Below are 21,780 nucleotides of genomic sequence, written 5' to 3' on the forward strand. Positions count from 1 at the left end.
ATAACAGTAAACGCTATGCGTTTATACGCGTGTTTGTTTGTTATAAATATTGATTTAATAAGGTTTTGTGCGTTTTTCTTATTTACAAATTACAGCAACATCATTGTTTAATACTGCTAGAAGGTGAGCAATATTAATAAATATATCTCCTAACAAAGCACTCTTATTAGAGTGTTTTTTTGTTAACTTTTAGTAGTTTTTCCATATTTATTGATTCTAATTTTTGTTAATATTGATTTAGAATATAACATTTTGAGGGAGATTTTAAATGAAGAAAATTTTATTTTTTATTGGATTAATTGCATTAATAATTTTGGGACTTAATAACGATAGCTCCGTGGCTTCGGGCATAGATTCTTTCGTAGTATTTATGGCTACCTGGACTGAGTTTCTTTGGTCATTTATATGAGAAGAAGAATTTATCCTTCTTCTCATTTTAATTCCTCTTTAACCGTTTCTATTACCTTACTACTAACAGCAAGCAAGTTATCTTTATATTGATCTAAAAGATGATAAAAGACTTCCTTATCAACTTGTTTTTCCCACTTCATCATTCTTTCGGTTCTCATAACTTTAATCGCTTCTTTACTTAAAGTAGACAAGCTTAATTCTCTTCCATCTGCTTCAACGATTTCAGTAGTTGTCATTATTTTGTTATCTTTAATGTCTGTAACATCTATTGAGAAATTTATTGAATCCAGGTACATATTTTTTACTTCTGTAGTTAATAATAAATAAGTTCTGGATATTGTATATGTACTTACAGGAAATGAAGGAAACCCTTCACCTACATATATATTATTTTTCATATCTTCCTCCCCTATCCTATAACATTTTCGTTAATAAAAAAGATACCGGTTTTTATTTTAATAAAATGCGGTATCTTTTTTTATTTATATTAAAAATCGCCATATGATGCCACAGTTTCGTTCATAGAGCTTATAACATTCTCTGACTTAATCTCTAATTCCTTTTCATTTAGCGCCTTTCCTTTAACTTCAGGAACTTCATTTTTAGAAAAATCCTCTTGAATAGTACTTATAAATTGCTGTCCATGAAATGCTTCAGCGAGCCCATCAACTTTATTTTCAAGCCCACTGACCTTATCTAAAATTAAAGATAAGCTAGAAATTAATTGATCTACTTTCTTCTCTTTTGCTTCAAGTGAAGAAAGGCTTGATATTATCTGATCCATTTGCTTTTCTTTTTCCACAAGACTTACAACATAAGGTGTAAGTCTTCTGGAATCCCCTTTTTCTGCAAGAATCTGATAAACATCTTCAGGCATCTTATTAACAGTCAGGCTAAGTCTTGGTTTTTTTGTAGTCATAATATCCCTACTTTTTATTTTTGAGATTGCTCATTTAAGCTAAGTATTTCTAACGCTACTAGGTTGATAGTTCTTGCTGTTGGTTTAAATACTTCATTTTCATCATCTTGTAAAAATTCATGTAAGAAGAAATGATTATTTTCTAAAACCTTTTCACTTGTTAATTTAACAATGGCTTCTTGAATATATGGAGCTAAAATAGGAGCTTCTCCACCAAAATAGACGTATTTCTTACGTTGTCTATCTGTATTGTATGCCTTTGTTACAAGTTCACTTAACTGCTCTGCATATTCTTGAAGCATTCCTGTAATTTCAGTAGTTAGATCCTCTTTCTTACCTGTGTTTTCATTTTCCAATATATACTTCTGTTCCTTATGATTCTCAACTATGAAGCTTTCTAAGCTCTTAAGATCCTCAAAGTACTCAATTAACTTTTCTTTACGTAGTACTTCTAAACGTCCTAAAAATGGTTCTATATCGATAATTTGGAAGCTATCTCTACTAACAGGTGCATTCAATCCAGTTGCTAATAGTACATCATCCACAGAGCCACCACCTATATCTGTGAATACTGTAGGTGTATCTTCAAACATGCTAGCTTCCGGTCTTTTGACAATAACAGTTGCATTGTTTTCTTCATCATTTACAATTTTATATTTCAATGCCCATCTAGATACTTCTCCCTCAATGTAACATTTTGGTTGATTCACTTTAATTGTTAGTTCAGTTTCCATTCCAGGAGTTAATAATGTAACCTGGTGCTCACCTGCAAATCTTTTCTCCATTTTTTCTAAAGCAATGCTGAATTTTGTTTCTTTCTTTAATAACCAAATTGGAAGCATCATTTTCATAGCATCGATTTCAATAGCTGCTTTGTTTTCGCCTTCTGGATTCTTTAGTTTGTAATAGTAAGCCACCGCAGCCATAAAGATAGCATATGGAATTGGGCTCTTAGTTTTATCATGCATTCTTTCAACATGCGTGCTAGCTCCGTGTTTCTTTGCTGCCATGTTTCCTAAAACAAAATAACGGTCCTCATCATCTATTTTTGTACAGATAACTAACCGATCTAAAAGATCCTTTACTTCATCAACTTTTCCGGTAAATAGACTTTCTGCAGCTTCCTTTTTAATTTCAGTAACAATTGTCGGAATCTCAAAATAATAACTATCAAAAGTAAAATTAGTATATGAATTTCCAAAATCAGCATTAAGTCTTGTTATATTCATTTAAAAACACTCCTATGTATGTAAGTTTGATTGCAATAATTTATATGTATTTATCCCTTAGATCTCTAATTTCTGTGGCGCACGTTCTATTACTTTGAAAACTCGCTCATAGCGCTTGTTTGTTTCTTCTAACTCTTCCCTACAAACATTCATAACCAATACGTGCTTTAATCCTTTTTGAGTTTGAACTAAAACAATATCGCCTGGTTGAATCGGTTCGACTCTTAGATTTTTTGGTATGTGCCAGTTATATAACGTGTTGGTATTTAGCTTTATTACGCCATTTTTATTACTCCAGATATGAAAAGCAGATATAGTATTATTATTCAAATCAGGTTGCTCCCCTCTTCAGTCTCCATTTTTTCTAAAAATAATTAACTGCACAACGTTGTTAACTTATATTTATATTATCTCATATAAATAATAGGATTACAAGTATTTTCATTAAATAAGTGCACAACATTGTGCACTTATTTAAAATTAACAAGAAAATAGATTGAAATATATACTATTCAACGTTACAACGTTGTGCATTTAATAAGATGTGATAAAAACTAATACAACAACGTTGTGCACTTGATTTTTGGTGTTAACTTTCATTTATAAATTGGACATTTATATACAAAAACCTTTATTTTAATTAGAAACAAAAAAGATACCGATTTTCTATCTTAGAAAAATTGGTATCTTTCAAACCTTTACTATGGAACCTAAGTAGAATCTTTTACATAACAAATTTTATTAATGGACAAAATACAAAGTATCAAGTTAAATCGTTTTTTATTAACTCCAATATAAATATACCTTGCAGAAGATCCCTTACTTTAGATGATTAAGAAGGGATCTTCTTGCAGAAAAGTACCTAAAATGTAAAAAGTGAAATCCGGTATCTTTTAAACAGAAACATCTTAGAAAAACACTTAAATAAACACTGGAAAGCATGAACGCTATGTGTTTTTTTGTGGAAGCACATGTGTTAAAAAGTTTATCTAATAAGGTTTTAAGCGTTTATTATTGCTGTTTCGTTTTGTTGAATTCAACAATAAAAATGAACGGCGTTTAAACGCCGTTCATTTCCAAAATTCCCACCATCTTTTTTCTTCAGTAGCAGCAGCTATTTCTAGCCGTCTTTCTTCTAAAGCATTCTGTAATTGAGTAGTTAAAACTCGGTCTCTTTGCTCAACCACATCATTTATTTTAAGTTCAAAGGCCTTCAACATAGCTTCGCGTTCTTCCTCAACTGCTTGTTTAACTGTCTTATGTATAAGATCCTCTAACTCACTCTTAGAAACGCGTATTTCATCCTTGTGAACACTATGCGTTTGAACGGCGTTTTTAGTGTCTAAATCCATTGATACAACAGCTTTTAACGCGTCTGTTAAAGCTACATCATTAGCAAGTAGTTTTTTCAATTCCCTAAACACCTTAAAATCGCGTTCATAGTATATGCGTTGATCCTTATTGTTACGTTCAAAAGTATAATTAAGCTTCTCTAATTCAATAGACCATCTTCTTAAAGTAGAAGTAGTTATATCCAGGTTAAGCGCAACATCCTTTGCGAAATACCCATATGATTCAGTGTTTTCCATAGCGTTTATCACCTCATCGAAAGTAATTCGACATATATCGCGTAAAATCCTTTACTTAATTTTTATACTCACTTGTTTACAGTCAGTATCTTTAAAGTCTTTTGTTATGCGTTTAAGAAATTTTGATACTTTAGGATCTTTGTTTTTAGTGCTTTTTTTCATTGTATCCACCTCGAATAAATTTATATAAAACAAGTTTGGTCATAGCAAATTAAAAATATACAAGAATAGTTAAATAAATTTGTTCTAGCTGTCCCTCCATTAGCCTATATATCTATTAGAGTGGAAAACTGGAAAAGTGACCTGGAGATAAATTGTATTTTAGGTTAGGGGGGGAAGAAGAGTGGAGTACTTGAATCCATTATTTAATGAGCAAAGAATAATAAAAAAAGAAAATAGGGAAAATCAATCAAAAGCATTAGAAGGAAAAAGAAACAAAGACCGAAAGGTCCGAAGTGATAAAACTCATAACTTAAAGTTTCCTGTATCAAGCATTGAAAAGATAAAATTGCAATCCTTATGTAAACAAGTTCAACGTAAGTCCGAAGGGCAGGGGACCGATCTTATTCGACAAACTAAATTAAATACGTTGTTACTTTTATATGGAATAAATAATCAACATATTTTATCTTGGGACTGGCCTTATAAAGATTCTAAACAATATATGCACACAAACCCATTGGAAACGATATATGAACGCGAAATAGGCGGCCCTTTTGGGTTAGCTATACAAAAGGGTTTCTCAGAAAGAAAAACCGCTTATATGGTTATTATGTCCGTTTTAAGATGGTTGGAAGGGGAGGGTAATATTGAAAAAATCCTATAGCTCTTTAAATGTTCTAAGTGAAAAAATGACTGCCGACTTTAAAGGTATGTTTCATTCCATCTTTGCAGCAAAAAAATATATAACTGTAAAATTACCATACTATGATTATTTACGTGGACAAGTATTTATAGAAGATGTTAAGGACAATTACCCTGAAGAGATTTCTTCCTTCAGTTCTTTTAACATAAGCCAATTTGTTTATATGCTTTATTTAGATTTTATGAAACAGATTAAAAAGGGAGTGAAAAATGAAGAAGTAGCCAATTATTTAAGTATAAGCATGGACAAGTATTTCCCATCAAAGATAATCCAAAAACGAGTATTTAATAAAATAAATAACAACCTGTTTCAATATGAAGAATATGAAATAGAAGAAGATCCGGAAGAAGTAGCAGAGGAAGAAGAAAAATCTGCTTATTTAACTATAAGGATTCAGCAAAAAGTGATTTTGCGCGGTGAAATACTACTGCATGATTTAGCTCCATTTTTAAAAGAAAAAGCAATAACTGTAGAACAAGTAATGGCAATTATCTATTTAGATTTTATAAAATCAGTTCAAGAAAACGGAAATTCGGTTGCTGTTCAGCAAAATATTGTTAAAAAGCTACAGCATAATTAAAAGCCGATATCCAATAGATGTCGGCTTTTACCCAAATGCAAATTTATTACTTAGCAAGTATAAGTATTAATAACGTGGTGCATTATCTTTAATTAACTTTGCTCTAACTAGATTATGTATTTTTTCAACTATGATATTTGGTGAATCATTTAGATCAAAATAATGGTTTTCTATTTTATAAAAATCCATAAAAAAGTCATAAGTTAAACGAAGTTTAAATTTTTTTAACAAACGAAATGGCAAAGGTAAAACCCCTGATTTTACTGAAGATATCACAAGGAGAGTATTTACCTCTTCGAGCTTCTTAATAATTTCCTCAACTCTTCTCTTCTCATTCATAAATAGTTCAGGGTAATTCAGATTTTCGTAATTCGCTGTAATTAAGGGATTATGAAAATAAAACTTAATATCAGTAGGGGAGTTTTTTAATTGAATTCCATATTGGTCTAAGGAAGACTTCTTTATATTTAGACCAGAAAGAGTATCCAAAAATGCTACCCATTGATTCTTAGTTTCCTTGTTTAATAAATAATTATTAAACTTTAGGGGATTCTTTTTATATTTAGTAAGGTAACCAACCATCATTGGTGCATTAAACATAATAGCACTAACTGTACGATGTGTAGCATTAGAAAAATACACTTCATCATCCATATAATAATTGAATTTTGGAAGACCATCTCTTAGTCTATATTCAATACTATCATCAATGTAAAATTTATATTGGTATTCAAGACCATTATTTATTAAACTGTCTACATTTTGCTGTATTCTTTGACTGTGAAGCGATCCTCTACCGTTTGTACTTATTTCTCGTGTTACAGAAAAAAACAATTCATAAATTGACCTATTTTCTGTAACCCAACCTCCGGAAATGCCTTGGATTTTACTAACTTCTACAAGAGTAGGTAATTTATTATTGTTAACTTCATCGTAATATAAGTGATAATCACTTTCACTAATTAAAATCCTGTCCTTCATTGCTTTGATATGATTATTTGAAATGCCTTGTTTATTCATTTCTCCAATCCAATAACTTAATATACTTTTCACAGTTCCCCCTGCCTCTACCAATGATTATATATTTTAACATTAACGCAAAATTAAATTTAAGAGCAATTAAAAGACTTTTCGAAATAGGGATTTATTTAGCAATAATTTATATGTTTTAAAACGTTTACATAACATAAACGAACTGTAAAAAAAACCCTTTTTTGTTAAAATTATTTATCATATTATTAAAATGTATAAAAATAACTAATAGATAGAAAAGGGGAGCTATTTTGAAAAAGCAAATTATAGGACTGTTTGTATTTGTATTATTATTAGGAACCTTGTTACCTACTAAACTTGCATTTGCTAGTGAGAATGATGGACAGAGTGATGAAGAATTGGTATTGGTTACTCTTTATTCAGATGAGGAACAAAATATCCTAGCTGAAGTTCCTAAATCACATGAACAAGAGTACATTGCGAAACTGGAAAATGATGACTTTAGAACTGCGGAAATTCAAAAGTCTTTAGAGTATAATAAAACTAATAGCATAAATGTATCCACTGTTGCTAAGTCTTCCTATTCAACAGCAGCTGTCGGTTTAAAGCCATATGTGAGATACTACAAACTGAAGGAAGTATTACAAGTGGTTGACCATTTAGATAATTCAAGAAACTGGTTAAAGTATGCGTCTAATCCACTGACTGACTATGTAATAGGAATTGCTATTAGTGTTATTAAAAAGAATCCTTTTATTGGTACAGCTGTAGGAGCAACGGTTTGGTCTTTGGCTGATATGAGTAATAGACAAGACGCCTGGTGGAAGGAATCTGCATATCAAATTCTTCGTGGGCAAATAAGAGGTGTCAAATTAACTGTTACTCCTAATAATACAGGATCAAACTATCCAGCTGCATATAGAATACTATCAAGATATTAAAAAGTCATAAAGAAATTAGGGATGAAAACATGAATAAAAAAAGGATTATAATAAATCTTATTGGGATCATATACATTGTGATTCTAACAATATTTTATTTTTCCGAAAGTATCCCGTTTTTAACTACTGGATTTAGTGGGTTTATTATATTTTTGATTGGATTATGTATGGCACTTTATACTCCTAAAGTGGGGGAAGATATTAAAAAATTATTTAAAGTAAATAAACAATAAGTATTTGTTGAAGAGAAGGGTTAGTAGGAAAAATTACTAAGCCTTCTCTTTTTTATTTCTTTATCTTTCTCTCCTTGCTAAATGTCTTCTTATAGCAGCTTTTCTTTTTTGCTCTCTTTGTTCCTTTTCTAGATCCTGGTTAGTTTGATCCTTCTGTAATTCTTGTTTAGGATCTTTCTCTTCTAATTTTTGAATTAATTGTTTTTCAATGCTCTTTACATCTGCCTGTTTAGGAACTATCTTAACACCTCTGTTTAAAAGGTTTTGAACCTTTTGAGCCTTATTTTGTATGATCTTGATATCTTCAGGGCTACTCACGTTGTAATGACTGTTCCTAACAATATAATCTTCTTTTATATAATCCTTTGTTACAGGGAACATATCCTGAATGACAAAAGCCTGTTTTCTAGGACCTACCTGACAAACATGAGCAAAATCGGTAGGTTTACCTTGTGCTTCTTTCTGCTGTATTAGTCTTTCGTATTTTTCAGTTTGTGTTGACATAGGAACAAACCATAATATATCTTTATTTTCTTTCCCCTGAAAAACATAATAATTCGGCCTATTATCGCCTTTGCTTTTAAGTTGGGGATCTGGAAAATCCTCGAAAAATTCATTTTTAATTGTGTATATATAATGTTTTTTAATACCGTTATTCATTCTCTTCTCCCAGCTAGATCAATAAAGAACAAAAAAGAAGCTAGAGAATATAATTCTCTAGCTTCTTTGACGACGTATACTTACAAGGCCCTAAGTTTCTTAACCGAATTGAGGGTCTCCGGTCCCTTTTTCTTAGTCGTTATATAGGGGTAACGACTCCTTTTTTATTCGTCGCTCAAGGAATAGCGACACACTTAATAATAATATAATTATACTTTACGTCGTATTCTATGTCAATTATCTTAAATGATCTTAATATAATTTATTTGTTAATACGTGAATAGTTTATTTGAATTTTGTTTAAACTGCTAAGGCTAAAAGGATTCATAAAGATGGCCATCTTTCCTACATAGCAAAAAACGATAAATCTCCTGGAGATAGTCTTCGCCTAGTGAAAATTGGGTTATTGACGAATATTAAAGAAGATTTTAGCTGAACGAGTAAGCTCCGTTTGGCTTTTTGTCGTGTTATTTTTTTATTTTGCGCATTAATTAAGATCTTTGTTGATTAAAAAAATGTTGTTGTTTCTGTCTTTTTTGCTCCCGCTGTTTTACCTCGAATTTCAACTGTTCATTCCAGTCTTTACCGGATTCATTATTAGGAAGTTCATGGTCAAAATCATACATGCTGCCATCTTTTTGCTTAATCTGAATCATGCTTAATTTTTCTATAAAGGCTTTTCCACCAGCATCATTATCTACACATAGAGAAACATGATCCGGCGCATCTCCAAGCCTTTCCTTTGCTTTTATAACGTAATTAAGTACGGTATTATGTTTTAGGCCCTCCATACTTATTAACCAGGTATCTTGAATTTTCCCTTTATTTAAAGTCGCATAACTCAAAGCATCTATAGAAGATTCAAACATTTTTAAGTTTTTTGGTTCTCCATTAAGGAAGTTAAATCCATAATTGGCCGTTGAGTTTTTCTGTATAGACTTCCAAGATCCTCTTTTAAATTTATCAGAGTGGACCGTTCCTTGTTCGCTGCATCCCATCACATTTTCATAATCTTTCCACAAAAAAAGGACATTATTGTTTTTGTCCTGTTTAATGATTCCCTGATTGTGAAGATAATCCACTATAGCACCATCAATTTTTCTTTCTTTAACAAGATAATCTCTTGCTTTATCAAACGTATCAACTTCATTTTCTGCGGAATACTCATAAGGTTCACTTATAAACTTAACGTTTTTATTATTTTGATATTCATACTCCTTATTTAATAGGCTGTTCATAGCCCCCATAAAGTTAGTTTGTTCGATTTCTTGAACAAAGTTAATTACATTACCGCCTTTTCCTCTGCTGTTCCAATAAAATGCGTTTTTTCTTCTGTCTATCACACAACTATCATGTTCTACTAACCGGTAATAACGTTCGTTATCACTCTTTACATCGATTCCGTTTTGCTCACAATAATCTATAATATCAATTGCTTCCGCTTGTTTAATGTGTTCTTTTGTAAAAGCCGGCATATAAAATTCCTCCTAATAGTTAAGATCCAATAAATGAAGTCGCGTTCTTGATCACATTTGATATTGCTTGGACAATGTTTAAATTAAATAGGCTTTCAAAGTTGAGCGCTCTTACTTGGGCAACTAAAAGCAACATACTTACGATAAAAATAATTCGTTCTGCAAGAAAACCTGTTTTGTAATAAACGACACCCAAACCAGATTGAAAAGCTTTGTCCGAGAAGGGTAATAACCATTTAACCCCTGATTTACTAAAACTATCTCCAACTAAATGTAAAAGGTATCCTAGAATGAAATAAAGACCGATAACAGGGCTAAAAGGTGTAAAGCTAACCATTAGGACCATTGTTAGAAAAACGATAAATAGGCCCATTAAAGAATGCGTTAAGCCCCTATGTCCAAAAAAGCCTTTTATAAGGTCAGAAATTCCCCTTGTACGGCTTCCAATCCAGGAATGCGGCTCATCTATATCTGGAAAGACTGCACCAAGACCAACGGCTAAAACAGTTCCTATTGTCAAAGTATTTGTAGCACCCATTACAGGCAGGGCAACGACTAAAGAAGTGGAAAGGTGTGTTTTATACTGCATTTTGTTTCTCCTTTAATTTTTCTAGATAAAAGAAAGAGCCGCTTTTGCTTAAAGCAGCTCCTTAACAATCCCAACTTTTTTAAGATGATTTTCTAACAGTATTTCTTCTAAGTGATTTTGAAATTCCATGCGATAGAACTCCTTTTAAATGATTAGATCCTCTAGATAACAAATAATTAATTTTACTTTTTACTTTTATATCCATCATTTTTATGACGGACCAATATTCTAATATGGCCTTTTCTGCTTCCACTAAAGATTCAAAAGAACTAATACTTAAAAGAAACTTTTGTCCTTTGTATTCTAAAATTCGTTCCTTTTCATTAGCATAATAATGCAGCTCTTTAGGTTCTAATTCTCTATGAATTAAAAAGCAATTTTCACTTACTTTTTGAATTAAATAGTCTGGTACATTTATTTCATGGGTAAGAATTAAAGCCCTCATATGCTTTACTTTTAAACACTCCATGTAATCCCCTACCTTTGCATACCCATTTTTAAAGCAGCCATTTGTGCTCTTATGCCTGCTTCTTTTTTAATGTCTATTAGGTTTTGGTTCTTCTCTAGTCCTAAGCGCTCATTTGCTTGTTGGAAATCCTTTAGTTTAGGGCTTTTAAGGACATTGTGTTTCTGCATTTTTTCGTTAAATTCTTCTTTTGGTTCATTCTTAGAAAAAGCCAAATCCCGAATAAATTCTTTATCCAAAGAAAAATGGTCAATCGATTCCTGATTTTGAGCGCTAGAAACAATATCTGAAACTGTTCCTAACTTTACAGGTTTTGATTGACCATCATAAAAGTAGTATTCATTTTTATTATCAATTCTTGGTTCAGGTTTCTTACTTGTCATGTCACTGTTTGACAAGTGAACGCTATAAAAGTTAAAGGTTTGGTAATTGCCGTTTTCCGTTGATTTTGTCCATTCATCATTCGTATACATTAGCATTTTGGCCTCTTCAGAAAGAGATTTTCCATCATTCGTTCTATAATAAATATCATTATCAGGAATTGCTTTTCCTGTCAGTTCGCAATAAATTGCTTCGTCCGGATCTATTGGATACATTTTTACTTCTTCTTGCTTAATCTCTTGATCTGCAATCATCGAATATTCACCATTAGTTGCAGTTGTCAATTCGCTTTCTTGCACTTTTATACTGTTCAGTTCAATCCTAGTTTGTAACTTTGTTAGGGCTTTCCGATCATTATCATCTTTATCATAAGTAGTATCAATTCTGTCATATTCTAATTTATCTCGGAAAATTTGTTCTTCGATACCAGGTATAGGGTTGATATCTTTACTATCTTCTTGCCAATCTTTAATTTGTTCTTTCAACTCTTTAAATTTAAGAATGTCTTTACCACGTACCAAATCATATAAGTTAGTTGAGGTGAATTCTTCTTTCGCATCAATTTCATTCCGGTATACATTGACTTCCTGCATAACTTGGTTTATTTCATCCTGGTTTAAATGTTTTTCTACAGCTTGTGTACGTTCAACTGTTCCATTAGATAGGTTTTCATAAAAATTATCTGACCAAGGATCAATATTTATATTTTTTCTAAGGGAAGCTTCATCTGCTATCAAAATGTTACTCATATAATGTAATTGTCTATCGTTAAATTCCGGCTTCACTTCTTGTTCATTTGCTACCTGCATTTCTTTTTCCTTTTCCTCTGAAATGAAAGTATCCATAATCTCAATAAACTCTTTAGCCGTTTTATGAACACCTTCCAAAGCCTTTTGTTTATCTTCAATCTTTTCTCCGTTTTGTGTCCATGTTGCGATATACGGAATAGCCTTTTCGGATGTATCCATTCCAAAATGCTTACACACAATATAGGAGGTTAATTCTGCTTGGAATTCCTTTGTTGCTCTCTCCATATTGTCATATTCGCCACCCTTTATGTGCAGCTTGGCATGGGCCAATTCATGAATAGATGTTGCTAATGCTTGGGTTTCCGTGTTACGACTATTCATAACAATTTCTTTTCCATCTTTACCTTGAACAAAGGCACCTTTAGATGCTCCTAATTCTGTTACACCTAATTCAGATTGTCGCATATCTCTAATATCGATGTTTAATTCTTTAGAAACAGCTTCTATTCCTTTTCTTAAATGCTCGGCATTTCTACCTTCTTCGATTTGAAAGTTAAACTGTTTATTAGGGAATATTTTCGGTAGATCTTCTATCGGTGCATTGGTTTGGGATATATCGAATACATGACCAACTTTAAAATTAGCAATTTTTCTTGTCGGGATCTGACCGTCTTTAATCAATTTCTTTTCTTGTGGTGTGGCCTGTGAAAGTTGTTTCATTTCTCCTTTAGCATCTTTAAATAGAGTAACAGGCGCATAACTTAATATTTGTATTCCCTTTTCACCCTTTTGTACAGAATAGCCTTTATCCTTCCAATCTTTAAAGCTGGAAACTGCTTCTGCTCCTTCAAATTGCTGCTGGATAAGTGCTAAATTATTCGCTGAATAGGAATGAAAACGAGACATAAAGTTTGCATATTCTAAGACATCATCAACGGACTTTGTGTATTTTTCAATTTGCTGTAATGCTTTTTCGGAGATAGCTTGAATTTCCTGTTTTCTTTCTTCACTTGTTTTACGGTTATACTTTGGATTAGCCAACGATAACACCTCTTCTTTCATCATACTCAACAAAAAGGAATAAATTATTTTCTACCGCCTGATCAAATTGCTGCGCATAGAATGCAATCCTTTCATCAGAAACACTTACTTCTTTTCTTTTATTAAATACATAATTTGCTAGAATCAATTTATTTGATTCTGCATCGATTTCCTCAATCATGAATAGTTCACCAACTGAATAATCGTTTTCCATTTCATTTTCAATTTCTAACATGTTTTGTTCCTCCTATGGTATTTATTTAGTTTTGTTCCTTTTTTTAAATAGATTAGAAAGCATACCTTTCACCTCCTTTAAGGAATAAAAGACTACTAACTATAATTCATTTCTTTTCTGTTCCCAGGCAATTCTTTGTTGCACTTGTTCATGTTCTTTTTCAGCTCTATATTTTGCATAATCATCATTTACTGCCCGTTCTAATTGGTGCATGGTTTTTCGACTTATCACCGGTCTTTTATAGCTTTTTTGTTTATAACTTCTTTCCGTTTTATAGCTACCTTCTTCATTATTTTTAACCCTATAAGGATTATCTTGATAATTCCTTTTCATTGCTTCAGCAGCCGTTGTTTGCTTTTTCATTTGAGCTAATAAGGCATTTCCTAACCTTTTTTGAATGTCTTTCTTTTTATTCATTCCATAATCCTTATCAGCTCTTTTGGTATCCCCGAACAACTCTTTTCGATAGCTGCTTTCTTCTTCTGTTTTTTCTAAGTACTCTTTGTAATGAGGGCTATTTCTCATTAATGATTCTGTGATTTGATCAATTTTATTTCTAGTTTGGTCTGTCACATGTTTACTTCCGTATTGCCAATGTTTTTTATTGGAAGGGAGCTCACTATATATGTCTTTTAACAACTTTTTTTGTTCTTGGTATTCCTTATCTGCATAAGTTTGTTTAATCTCATCCACTAGTGTATTTCTCAATTCAGAGATCCTGGAAAGCTCGGCTGTACGATCTATTAAGGCATTCGCAAAAGTACTCTTCATATTATCAATAGTCTTCTGTTTTCGTTTGCCTTTCGGAGCTAAATAAGAAACACCATCTTCTTCTAAAAATATTAATTCCCTGGTGTTTTTAAGCTCAACTGTACCGTAATGAATATGAATATGTTTTGTATTTCGATGAATGGAAGCAAACCAATAACCAGAATCTAATTTTTCATCTTTGAACATGCTATCCATCATTTTTCTACTAGCATACTGGATCTTCTTTTCATCTAATTCATTGGTATCTGGATTAAGTATCTTTTCTTTTATTAGAAATTCATTATCGAAACTTATAACATCTTGATAAAAGACAGATCCGTTATTTTGGGCCTTCTTAATCGTTTCATGAACTTGTTCCAGATCCTTTATGGTTAAGGAATCTTTATCAATAGAAAAAACACCTTCCTTTATTTCTAATGAAGGTGTTTTTTCTTCTCTTATTAATTTTTCATTAGGTAAATTAGAAATAGAATGTTTTATTACTTCTAATTCCTTTTCCTCATCAAGAGATAAATTGTTTTTCTTTTCTAAAGCATATTGCCGACTCATATAAGAGATATATTTACTAAAATCTGTATCATTTTGAAAATCAGTTTTTGTTTTTAATATCGTATTGGCCTCTATTTCTTTTTCAGAAAGATCCACTTCTTGATTACCTGATAAGTACGCTTGTCCTTGTTCCATATCATATTTATTAATGACATGTTGAATCCTGGTTAATTCCTTTTCTTCTGCATCTGTTAAATCCTTTTTACCTTCTAACAATGCTTCTTTTCGAGTCATATAATTTACATAAGTAGAAAAGCTTTTGGCTTTTGGTGTTGTAAATTGCGAAGTTAATATAACACTTGGTTTTCCCATCTAACCCCTTCTTTCTAGTTATATAGGCCAATTAAATGCTTTAGGTTTTTCTTGCTTCACTTCCTCTTTAACTTCTGGAATTGGTTCTGAAGGTATCACATTAGACCTTTTTACATTAGTCCTAATTGTTGTCGACCTTTGAATTTTATTTTCTACATTTCTTTTTGCATCCTGGTATATATATGTTTCATCTATATTGCCGATTGCTTTAACGCCTTGTTCATGAAATCCACCAGCAATCATTTCTGTCAGGAGATCAATATTCTTACTCATTGCGTTTAATTTTCTTGTTAAATCTTCTTTATTTTCATCATTTTGATTAGTGGATAAAGAAAGTAAAGCGTATCTAACAGCTTCTGCATAGTTCTTAATTCCAGGTTTATTTTGAATTAATTCATCCATTATTTCTATCGTAGTTGGAGTGAATCGAATGTACTTACCTATATATTCATTACTCATAACTTTTCCGCTCCTTCATCTAAATCAATTCCGGTTGCGAGCATATGAAAAAGACGATTATTACTATTAATAAAGTTTTGCAAAGTTTCTTCTTGTCTGCTTAAAGTTGTAACTAAATTATCTACCGCATGATCAAATTTATCTTCCTTGAGTTTTGCTAAGCGTAACTCACAATCATTTTGAATTAACATTTTGATATATTCATTTCTACTAAATTTTCTACCTAATTTGTCTGTTAACTCTTCCGCTCTTTTATCAATTTCTTTTATATATGCTGGATCTACATTGCTTACTTTAATGTCCATTTAAAACCATCCATTCTTTAAGAACATTCTTTTTAGTAAAGAGCATAAGGAAACTCGGTACCACTTTTTAAAAAACGTGGTCAAACAGGCTGTGCCTGTTGAGTTTCTTGCAATTTATATAGGTGCCACTTATTTAAAGGAGAGATATAGTCGAGATATACTATAGATATAGTGGCGATATACCTAAATATCTCAAGAGATATAGTCGTTTTTTAATTGATTGCTTCTTTTTTATCTTCTAAAAGGTTCATCTTTTCGTTTAATTCATCTATATTTTGATTAGCTAAATCTATTTTTTCTTCAAACTGTTGAATCTTTGTTTTATTACTATTCACATCATTTTGTGTTGTGAATTTCTCCGATTCCGTTTGATAAGACATTTCACTTTCTAATTTTTTAATCGTTTTATTTACTTCTTCAATAGCTAAGTTATTTTTGCTAATTTCCTTTTTACTTTCTTCTATTTGCTGTTCAATCTCTTTTTGTTGATAGCTTATATACTCTATTTGATACTGATTTTCTGTACCTATTTTTAGCTCATTGTTTTCTATTTTGTTGTTTTCATTAACATAAATTTTTACTTCACGATCATTTAAATCATCCACTTTTTCTAATTCAGGGTGAACGTATTCCGGTTTAATAGTTGTAGATAAGACAGAATAACCTTCCGGTATTCCCTTGATTATAGCGACAACATAATTATCATTTACTTTTGTTACTTCTACATCTAATTGCTTACGATCTTTTATATATTGACTGGATATTTGATATTCGATGTTGGATAAATTACTGTTTGAATTGCTTTTCTCAATGGAAAAATCCAATCGCATAAACTGCTTTTCAGGATTGTATTCTTTCTTTATTAGGGCCAATTCAACACCGTTATTTATAGGGTAATGTTCATTCACTTTCGCTTCTGCATAAGAGTAATTGCCGCCAAAGATAATAGGAGAAATTAAGATGAATAAGAATGTTGCTACAAAAACTCCAAAGCATGTTAGGTATAATTGAGTTAAACTTAGTTTGATCTTCTTTCTAAATTGAATGGCCTTTTTTCTGATTGCTATTAGTTTTTCCTTCAAATGACTTTCTCCTTTCTTCGTTTCACAATTCGTACATTAGGATCAATATTCTCAAACTTAATGTTTCGATATTTTGGTTTTTCGTCCTGGCTATTTGCTTTTTCGCGTACCAATAACCATACAACTTTGTTTCCGTAATTTAAGTCAAACCACTCTGCTTTGATTTCGTTTGTCTGTGTTGGTTTCGCATTATGATAAAAGACAAGATAACAATTCTCTTCTGAATAATCATGTTTTGGTGTTAATCGATCAATTGTGGTCATCAACTATATCTCCATCCTTAAAATTTTAATTAATCGGGTAATAGGTATAACTATTAACTTTTATTTTTCCTTTTTTATCTTTAATTATTTCCATTTCTACTAAGCTATGTTCTGTTGTTTTTCCTTCTGTTCCTTGTGTTTTATAGGTCACATCTCCAATGATTTTTGTTTGATCTGTAGAAGAATCAAACCCTGAAATGTATAGAACCGCGTTACTTACTTTTGCGGAGAATGTAGGATCAGAACTTAATTGAGAAGGATCATTATCTGTACTTTCTGGTGCTACTTGGTTTAGCAATTCTTCCGTAGTAATGGGTGTTAGCTTTTCTCTACGTTCATTTATGGTATTAGTGGAATAGGTTAAATAATCCGTTATAAATTCATTCGCTATTGATTTAAAGGCTTCTTGTTGCTCTAATTGTGTTTTGGATAGTTCTTCTCTTTCCTGTAGATCTAGGCTTTTTATTTCATCCTGTAGTCCCTGGATTTCGTCTTGTAACGATTTTATATTGGTCTCTTTTTCTTGTAATTCTTTATTAAATTCATTCGAGGATACAGCTTCTTTTGCATATAAATTTTTATACAGTACCGCATTTAGAACTAGGGATAGAACTAAAAAAAAGGCTATAATATATAGCCTTTTCCCTGATTTCTTCGCTTTATTAATGTTCATTTTTTACTGCTCCTATCTCTTATTTAACAACTCTTCTAATACTATCAAAGTGGGAAGACCAATAAGAATCCGTCCAATAATGATAGCCAATTCCGGAACCATTGGAGTCATACATACGCGTTTCATCTACATAAATCCCTACATGACTAATATGATCCGGCGCTCCATATGTCCCTTTAAAGAACACTAAATCGCCAGGTTTTGCATCTTTAATGTCTATCTTTTCTGTTGCAGCCCATTGCTGACTTGCGACTCGGGGAAGGGAAATTCCTGCTTTCGCAAAGGCATACTGGACCAAACCGGAACAATCAAACCCCATTGAAGGTGTATATCCACCCCAGGAATAAGACCATCCTATATACTTAATGGCTTCATCCATTACAGTTTTAAAAACTTCATCCCCAACTGGCATTTCTGCACTACCTGCTGCAACATATTGGCGGACTAAATCAGCATAATAGTAATTTCCTCCATTACTATATAGGTATGTTTTTCCCTTTGCTTGAGAGACAGCATTGATATAAGAATAGGTAGATCCTGAAGTATTTCCAAGACTAGGCGCCACTACATCTTTAGAATATTTTTCTGCAACATCAGTAGAATGATTTTCATTATTTTTAGCTAAATAGGTAACATAATAACTACCAAAGTTATAAGCCTGGACCATTGCCCAAGGATCAGTTGATCCTAATGCATCCGCACTTGCTTTTATTCCCGCCAGGTATTTAACCCCTTGTTTAATACTAGCTTTAGGATCAGTTATACTCCCTACGCCGCCCCCTGTACTTTCTGAAGACTGCATCACATCGTTTCCTTCTCCGCGTGTTTCTACCTCGATGATAGCCAAGATATAAGGCACTAAATCCACTACCCCCTGCTCTTTGGCTTCACTTTCTACTGTCGATCTCCATTGCAAAGTTGCTTCGGAAAGATTCATTCCAACCGATCCACTAAAGGAACCGGACTTACTTCCTGATGTTCCAGCTATGGCCGCAACCGCAGCTATCAATAAAAGGATAGCCAGGGCTATAAGCAAAAACTTTACATTAAATAGTGCTAGTATTTTCTTAACTATACGGACCGTTTTTACGGCCCCTCTTACGGTACTAACAGCACCTTTAACCGTACTTTGTTCCATCTTATTGACCACCTTTAAAACGTGCTAATTGGTCATGTTCTGGATCAAAGGTGACGGTATAGGACTCACTGGAGGAAGTTTGAATAATAGCCTGTCCGATTTTTAATTCCGGTAACATTGAATATTCGGTATCTGTTAAAGAATCTCCAAGTACATCTTTCATTCTTCCCATCACCGAGTTATCCAGGTTTAAAAATACCTTATAGGTAGTCAATTCAAATACTGTTTTAATGATGGCAACACTCTTATCACTTGCACTTTCAGGAAGAATTTCGTTTGGTGATTGAGTTGCAAAAAATACACCAGCGCTAAATTTACGCATCTCTCTTTCAAAAGAAACGACATATTCAACGGCAAAAACATTGTTAGAATTAATAATGTTATGGCACTCATCTAGTAAGACCATGAAATAACGAAGATCTTCATAAGTTACTTTTCCTTCTTCTAATAAATGCTTCATTTTACGGCCGTTTTTTAATGCATGATTCCAAATGAGTGTTAATGCTGTGAATAGTTGGCAGTTAAAAACAGGCTTGTCCAATTGCGAAATACCATCAATATCAAAGAAAACAATTTGCTCATTTTCAAAGTTACTTAATCGTGAATGTCCATCAAATAAAGGGCCATACTGATTCACCATCTCATCTACCATAATCTGAATCATTTCTAATGTTCGGATACGTTCAGGCGTTGGCTTACTGTACTTTACAGATGTTTTTAAGTATTGACCGAATTCACTCATTATCGGATATTGTTCCGGTCTTAAACCCGTTATTTTAATGCTCTCCGGTCTCATTTGATAGTCAGGAGATAAAAGACCCTTGTATACATAAAAAGATCTTAGAAGCCCTTTAAACTCCGTTACTTCAATCTCGGTAATTTGAGGATTTAAGAAACGAATCATGTTAGCTACTTTGGAAATATGCTGCATAAAGGAACCTAGTTCATCTACTTGATCCCCTTGTACATTGGTCATAGTTGCAAATACTTCTAATGGGTTAATTCCTCCATTAGATAAATCAATAATCTTCCCATTTTGAGATTTTACTAGTTCATAATAATCTCTAGCTTTATCAAATCCACGAATAAAAGCATTCTTGGCAACTAGTCCTTCTTCTAACATTTTCATAAGTGTTGATTTACCGAATCCCATTTTTCCTAATACAAAACCATTAAAAGAACGTCTAGTTTGAGTAGAATAGAAAGGATCTAACAAAAAAGGCCCACCTGTGGAGGTTTGGCCTAAGTAAATCCCTCTTGGATCTTTTAAAGAAACATGATGAAATGGTATTCCACCACCTACAGAAGCAGAAGGTAATGGCTTTCCTGGTCTTGTATCATTGAACTTTGTTTGTTGTTCATAGCTAGTAAATAAAGACATCCATTCTTGTTTACTTTGGAATAAATAGATGGTTGTTTTGTGATTCATTCCGTTCAGTTCTTTTTTGGTATCACCCATTCTTTTTTCTAATTCCTCCAGGGAAAAATCATAGAAGAAAATACGACAATGAGCAACCTTAACCACTTCTCCACCTTGGGTAATACTTTGGGCAAAGCTTCTTAAATTTTGTAGTTCATAATTGGCATCGTCTCGATCCGTAGAACGTCTTTCTGTATCTTGTCTATCTCTTAATTCACCGATAGAACGGTTGATATCCTTAATAACTTCTTCTTTGTTTGCCGTTGCTAGGTCCAGGGTTGCAATGGTATTTTCGATATTCATAAGATTAACTAACCACAAAGCACTAACATCTTCCGCAAACTCATACACATGTAAACAGCCTATATGCGCATCCCCTGTGCTAATGTATTTTTCTCCAAATCGAACGCCGCCTTTGGGCTGGATTTTCGAGATAAAGTTAAGATCATATCCCTGCTCTTTTAAACTTACTTTCTGTTTTTCTTTTAATCTCATATTTCCATTCCCCCTAGACTTCAGTATTCATGTTATTTAAACGAATTAAGATGTTTTCTATATTATCTCTGTTTACAAGCTGTAAATCGTACTGTTTACCGCCTAAACGTGTCATATCTCTAACGCGAAGCTCTAACTCTTTTTGATTTTTTCCGTACACAACAATAAAGAAAGTTAGTTCTGTTAAATTATCTTCTACCCATGTTACTCTTCTTAAATTATCTACTGCCAGGCGCAGCATTACTTCATGTCTGGTAATCTCTGATTCTGGAACATTATCGGCCATTAGAACCCTTCTGTATTTGTTAATACGACTCTTCCAAAACAATTGTTGTTTTGATGTTTCCGTTGAATTGGTCATGGAAAGGATTTTAAAAGGCTCTGTGTACACTCGACATATACTAGTTAGTTGAGAAATCATTCTATTTAAATCTGAATTGTTCATCGAAACCAAATCATTTGTTTTTACTCTTAAATAAGCTTGATATTCATTCTGTTTATCTACAAGAAAGCCTTCTTTTGTCACTCTTTTATAAGGCATAATATCAATAATAGGTAAGTCATTACTCTTAAAAGAAGAAAATAAAACGTCAAGAATCGTAGTATCTTGACGTTTTGTACTCTTGTTTTCAGCTACTTTCATCACCGTTTTTCCATCCTTTCCTCTAAACCTAGGTCCTTAATCTCTATAGCATGATATTTATTCCGGTCCATCTTGAATAGATAGAAGAGAATATTATAGTTACGATCCGTGGGATGACTAGGGGTTTTCGCACATAAGAAAATCCCGAATACAGCCGACAAAATATAATAAAAAATGGTCATTCCTGGTCCGAGTGGAATAACCTTTTTTACATAAGTCGCGATCATAAGCATACCTGCCACAATGCCAATATCCACTAGATAAAAAGCCCATAATTTAATTTCCTGTTTGGTACTCTTTGGATTGGTATACAT

Annotated in this window: 25 protein-coding genes; 3 read left to right on the top strand and 22 right to left on the bottom strand. The window is 32.4% G+C overall.

Translation table 11 applies throughout. The annotated features are described in order from the left end of the window. Nucleotides 1–431: 431 nt before the first annotated feature. From CEQ21_RS00115 to CEQ21_RS00135, 5 genes are all read right to left on the bottom strand, one after another. Nucleotides 432–809, bottom strand: coding sequence for a hypothetical protein (locus CEQ21_RS00115; protein WP_185762731.1), 378 nt, complete (start codon nt 807–809; stop codon nt 432–434). Nucleotides 810–898: 89 nt separating this feature from the next. Beyond that, nucleotides 899–1,330: a hypothetical protein gene (locus CEQ21_RS00120; RefSeq protein WP_185762732.1), complete on the bottom strand. Its 432-nt coding sequence runs from the start codon at nt 1,328–1,330 to the stop codon at nt 899–901. A 14-nt stretch (nt 1,331–1,344) separates the two neighbouring features. Next, nucleotides 1,345–2,559 carry an Alp7A family actin-like protein gene (locus CEQ21_RS00125; protein WP_185762733.1) on the bottom strand — a complete coding sequence of 405 codons (1,215 nt, stop codon included), beginning with the start codon at nt 2,557–2,559 and terminating at the stop codon, nt 1,345–1,347. Nucleotides 2,560–2,616: 57 nt separating this feature from the next. Then, nucleotides 2,617–2,889, bottom strand: coding sequence for a DUF5839 family protein (locus CEQ21_RS00130; RefSeq protein WP_185762734.1), 273 nt, complete (start codon nt 2,887–2,889; stop codon nt 2,617–2,619). Between the two features lie 740 nt (nt 2,890–3,629). After that, nucleotides 3,630–4,148, bottom strand: coding sequence for a MerR family transcriptional regulator (locus tag CEQ21_RS00135; protein WP_185762735.1), 519 nt, complete (start codon nt 4,146–4,148; stop codon nt 3,630–3,632). 343 nt (nt 4,149–4,491) lie between these two features. Here CEQ21_RS00135 and CEQ21_RS00140 point away from each other — a divergent pair, with 343 nt between their 5' ends. Both CEQ21_RS00140 and CEQ21_RS00145 read left to right on the top strand, forming a co-directional pair. Continuing rightward, a complete protein-coding gene (locus CEQ21_RS00140; RefSeq protein ID WP_185762736.1) occupies nt 4,492–4,974 on the top strand; it encodes a hypothetical protein in 483 nt (160 codons plus the stop codon). Beyond that, nucleotides 4,958–5,593, top strand: coding sequence for a hypothetical protein (locus CEQ21_RS00145; RefSeq protein WP_185762737.1), 636 nt, complete (start codon nt 4,958–4,960; stop codon nt 5,591–5,593). The genes CEQ21_RS00140 and CEQ21_RS00145 overlap by 17 nt, the downstream gene beginning before the upstream one ends. Before the next feature lie 66 nt (nt 5,594–5,659). Here CEQ21_RS00145 and CEQ21_RS00150 read toward each other — a convergent pair whose 3' ends face one another. Further along, entirely contained in the window at nt 5,660–6,646 is a 987-nt protein-coding gene (locus CEQ21_RS00150) for a hypothetical protein (protein ID WP_185762738.1), read from the bottom strand. A 230-nt stretch (nt 6,647–6,876) separates the two neighbouring features. On the opposite strand from CEQ21_RS00150, the gene CEQ21_RS00155 reads away from it, so the two are divergent. After that, on the top strand, nt 6,877–7,527 hold the full coding sequence (locus CEQ21_RS00155; RefSeq protein WP_185762739.1) for a hypothetical protein: 651 nt from the start codon (nt 6,877–6,879) through the stop codon (nt 7,525–7,527). A 293-nt stretch (nt 7,528–7,820) separates the two neighbouring features. Here CEQ21_RS00155 and cptIN read toward each other — a convergent pair whose 3' ends face one another. From cptIN to CEQ21_RS00235, 16 genes are all read right to left on the bottom strand, one after another. Further along, entirely contained in the window at nt 7,821–8,420 is a 600-nt protein-coding gene (gene cptIN / locus CEQ21_RS00160) for a type III toxin-antitoxin system CptIN family toxin (protein WP_185762740.1), read from the bottom strand. A 491-nt stretch (nt 8,421–8,911) separates the two neighbouring features. Continuing rightward, complete coding sequence (locus CEQ21_RS00165) at nt 8,912–9,895, bottom strand: DUF3991 domain-containing protein (protein ID WP_185762741.1); 984 nt, start codon at nt 9,893–9,895, stop codon at nt 8,912–8,914. Between the two features lie 19 nt (nt 9,896–9,914). Further along, complete coding sequence (locus CEQ21_RS00170; protein ID WP_185762742.1) at nt 9,915–10,484, bottom strand: metal-dependent hydrolase; 570 nt, start codon at nt 10,482–10,484, stop codon at nt 9,915–9,917. 79 nt (nt 10,485–10,563) lie between these two features. Further along, nucleotides 10,564–10,953 (bottom strand): hypothetical protein, encoded by a 390-nt coding sequence (locus tag CEQ21_RS00175; RefSeq protein WP_185762743.1) that lies wholly within the window; start codon nt 10,951–10,953, stop codon nt 10,564–10,566. Nucleotides 10,954–10,961: 8 nt separating this feature from the next. Continuing rightward, nucleotides 10,962–13,121 carry an ArdC family protein gene (locus tag CEQ21_RS00180; protein ID WP_185762744.1) on the bottom strand — a complete coding sequence of 720 codons (2,160 nt, stop codon included), beginning with the start codon at nt 13,119–13,121 and terminating at the stop codon, nt 10,962–10,964. Then, nucleotides 13,114–13,356, bottom strand: coding sequence for a DUF5511 family protein (locus tag CEQ21_RS00185; protein ID WP_185762745.1), 243 nt, complete (start codon nt 13,354–13,356; stop codon nt 13,114–13,116). Before CEQ21_RS00185 ends, CEQ21_RS00180 begins: the two co-directional genes overlap by 8 nt. 99 nt (nt 13,357–13,455) lie before the next feature. After that, a complete protein-coding gene (mobP2, locus tag CEQ21_RS00190) occupies nt 13,456–14,988 on the bottom strand; it encodes a MobP2 family relaxase (RefSeq protein WP_185762746.1) in 1,533 nt (510 codons plus the stop codon). Between the two features lie 18 nt (nt 14,989–15,006). Beyond that, nucleotides 15,007–15,447 (bottom strand): hypothetical protein, encoded by a 441-nt coding sequence (locus tag CEQ21_RS00195; RefSeq protein WP_185762747.1) that lies wholly within the window; start codon nt 15,445–15,447, stop codon nt 15,007–15,009. Next, entirely contained in the window at nt 15,444–15,752 is a 309-nt protein-coding gene (locus tag CEQ21_RS00200; RefSeq protein WP_185762748.1) for a hypothetical protein, read from the bottom strand. The genes CEQ21_RS00195 and CEQ21_RS00200 overlap by 4 nt, the downstream gene beginning before the upstream one ends. 212 nt (nt 15,753–15,964) lie before the next feature. Further along, a complete protein-coding gene (locus tag CEQ21_RS00205) occupies nt 15,965–16,834 on the bottom strand; it encodes a hypothetical protein (protein ID WP_185762749.1) in 870 nt (289 codons plus the stop codon). Further along, nucleotides 16,831–17,097, bottom strand: coding sequence for a DUF5513 family protein (locus CEQ21_RS00210; protein WP_185762750.1), 267 nt, complete (start codon nt 17,095–17,097; stop codon nt 16,831–16,833). The genes CEQ21_RS00205 and CEQ21_RS00210 overlap by 4 nt, the downstream gene beginning before the upstream one ends. Nucleotides 17,098–17,122: 25 nt before the next feature. Then, nucleotides 17,123–17,770: a molecular chaperone Skp gene (locus CEQ21_RS00215; RefSeq protein ID WP_185762751.1), complete on the bottom strand. Its 648-nt coding sequence runs from the start codon at nt 17,768–17,770 to the stop codon at nt 17,123–17,125. Nucleotides 17,771–17,789: 19 nt separating this feature from the next. Further along, entirely contained in the window at nt 17,790–18,908 is a 1,119-nt protein-coding gene (locus CEQ21_RS27335) for a bifunctional lytic transglycosylase/C40 family peptidase (RefSeq protein WP_185762752.1), read from the bottom strand. Nucleotide 18,909: 1 nt separating this feature from the next. Then, the gene (locus tag CEQ21_RS00225; RefSeq protein WP_185762753.1) at nt 18,910–20,823 is read right to left on the bottom strand and encodes a VirB4 family type IV secretion system protein; all 1,914 of its coding nucleotides are present in this window, start codon (nt 20,821–20,823) and stop codon (nt 18,910–18,912) included. Between the two features lie 13 nt (nt 20,824–20,836). Next, the gene (locus CEQ21_RS00230) at nt 20,837–21,469 is read right to left on the bottom strand and encodes a hypothetical protein (protein WP_185762668.1); all 633 of its coding nucleotides are present in this window, start codon (nt 21,467–21,469) and stop codon (nt 20,837–20,839) included. Further along, complete coding sequence (locus tag CEQ21_RS00235; protein WP_185762669.1) at nt 21,466–21,780, bottom strand: DUF5592 family protein; 315 nt, start codon at nt 21,778–21,780, stop codon at nt 21,466–21,468. The genes CEQ21_RS00230 and CEQ21_RS00235 overlap by 4 nt, the downstream gene beginning before the upstream one ends.

The sequence above is a fragment of the Niallia circulans genome (assembly GCF_007273535.1).
Classification (GTDB): Bacteria; Bacillota; Bacilli; order Bacillales; family Cytobacillaceae; genus Niallia; species Niallia circulans_B.

What these genes read in the sequence shown, in the direction of transcription:
- CEQ21_RS00225 (WP_185762753.1), bottom strand. Translation starts at nt 20,823, where the DNA reads ATGAGATTAAAAGAAAAACAGAAAGTAAGTTTAAAAGAGCAGGGATAT.
- CEQ21_RS00215 (WP_185762751.1), bottom strand. Translation starts at nt 17,770, where the DNA reads ATGAACATTAATAAAGCGAAGAAATCAGGGAAAAGGCTATATATTATA.
- CEQ21_RS27335 (WP_185762752.1), bottom strand. Translation starts at nt 18,908, where the DNA reads ATGGAACAAAGTACGGTTAAAGGTGCTGTTAGTACCGTAAGAGGGGCC.
- cptIN (WP_185762740.1), bottom strand. Translation starts at nt 8,420, where the DNA reads ATGAATAACGGTATTAAAAAACATTATATATACACAATTAAAAATGAA.
- CEQ21_RS00165 (WP_185762741.1), bottom strand. Translation starts at nt 9,895, where the DNA reads ATGCCGGCTTTTACAAAAGAACACATTAAACAAGCGGAAGCAATTGAT.
- CEQ21_RS00210 (WP_185762750.1), bottom strand. Translation starts at nt 17,097, where the DNA reads ATGACCACAATTGATCGATTAACACCAAAACATGATTATTCAGAAGAG.
- CEQ21_RS00185 (WP_185762745.1), bottom strand. Translation starts at nt 13,356, where the DNA reads ATGTTAGAAATTGAAAATGAAATGGAAAACGATTATTCAGTTGGTGAA.
- CEQ21_RS00195 (WP_185762747.1), bottom strand. Translation starts at nt 15,447, where the DNA reads ATGAGTAATGAATATATAGGTAAGTACATTCGATTCACTCCAACTACG.
- mobP2 (WP_185762746.1), bottom strand. Translation starts at nt 14,988, where the DNA reads ATGGGAAAACCAAGTGTTATATTAACTTCGCAATTTACAACACCAAAA.
- CEQ21_RS00115 (WP_185762731.1), bottom strand. Translation starts at nt 809, where the DNA reads ATGAAAAATAATATATATGTAGGTGAAGGGTTTCCTTCATTTCCTGTA.
- CEQ21_RS00125 (WP_185762733.1), bottom strand. Translation starts at nt 2,559, where the DNA reads ATGAATATAACAAGACTTAATGCTGATTTTGGAAATTCATATACTAAT.
- CEQ21_RS00135 (WP_185762735.1), bottom strand. Translation starts at nt 4,148, where the DNA reads ATGGAAAACACTGAATCATATGGGTATTTCGCAAAGGATGTTGCGCTT.
- CEQ21_RS00175 (WP_185762743.1), bottom strand. Translation starts at nt 10,953, where the DNA reads ATGGAGTGTTTAAAAGTAAAGCATATGAGGGCTTTAATTCTTACCCAT.
- CEQ21_RS00200 (WP_185762748.1), bottom strand. Translation starts at nt 15,752, where the DNA reads ATGGACATTAAAGTAAGCAATGTAGATCCAGCATATATAAAAGAAATT.
- CEQ21_RS00235 (WP_185762669.1), bottom strand. Translation starts at nt 21,780, where the DNA reads ATGTATACCAATCCAAAGAGTACCAAACAGGAAATTAAATTATGGGCT.
- CEQ21_RS00170 (WP_185762742.1), bottom strand. Translation starts at nt 10,484, where the DNA reads ATGCAGTATAAAACACACCTTTCCACTTCTTTAGTCGTTGCCCTGCCT.
- CEQ21_RS00120 (WP_185762732.1), bottom strand. Translation starts at nt 1,330, where the DNA reads ATGACTACAAAAAAACCAAGACTTAGCCTGACTGTTAATAAGATGCCT.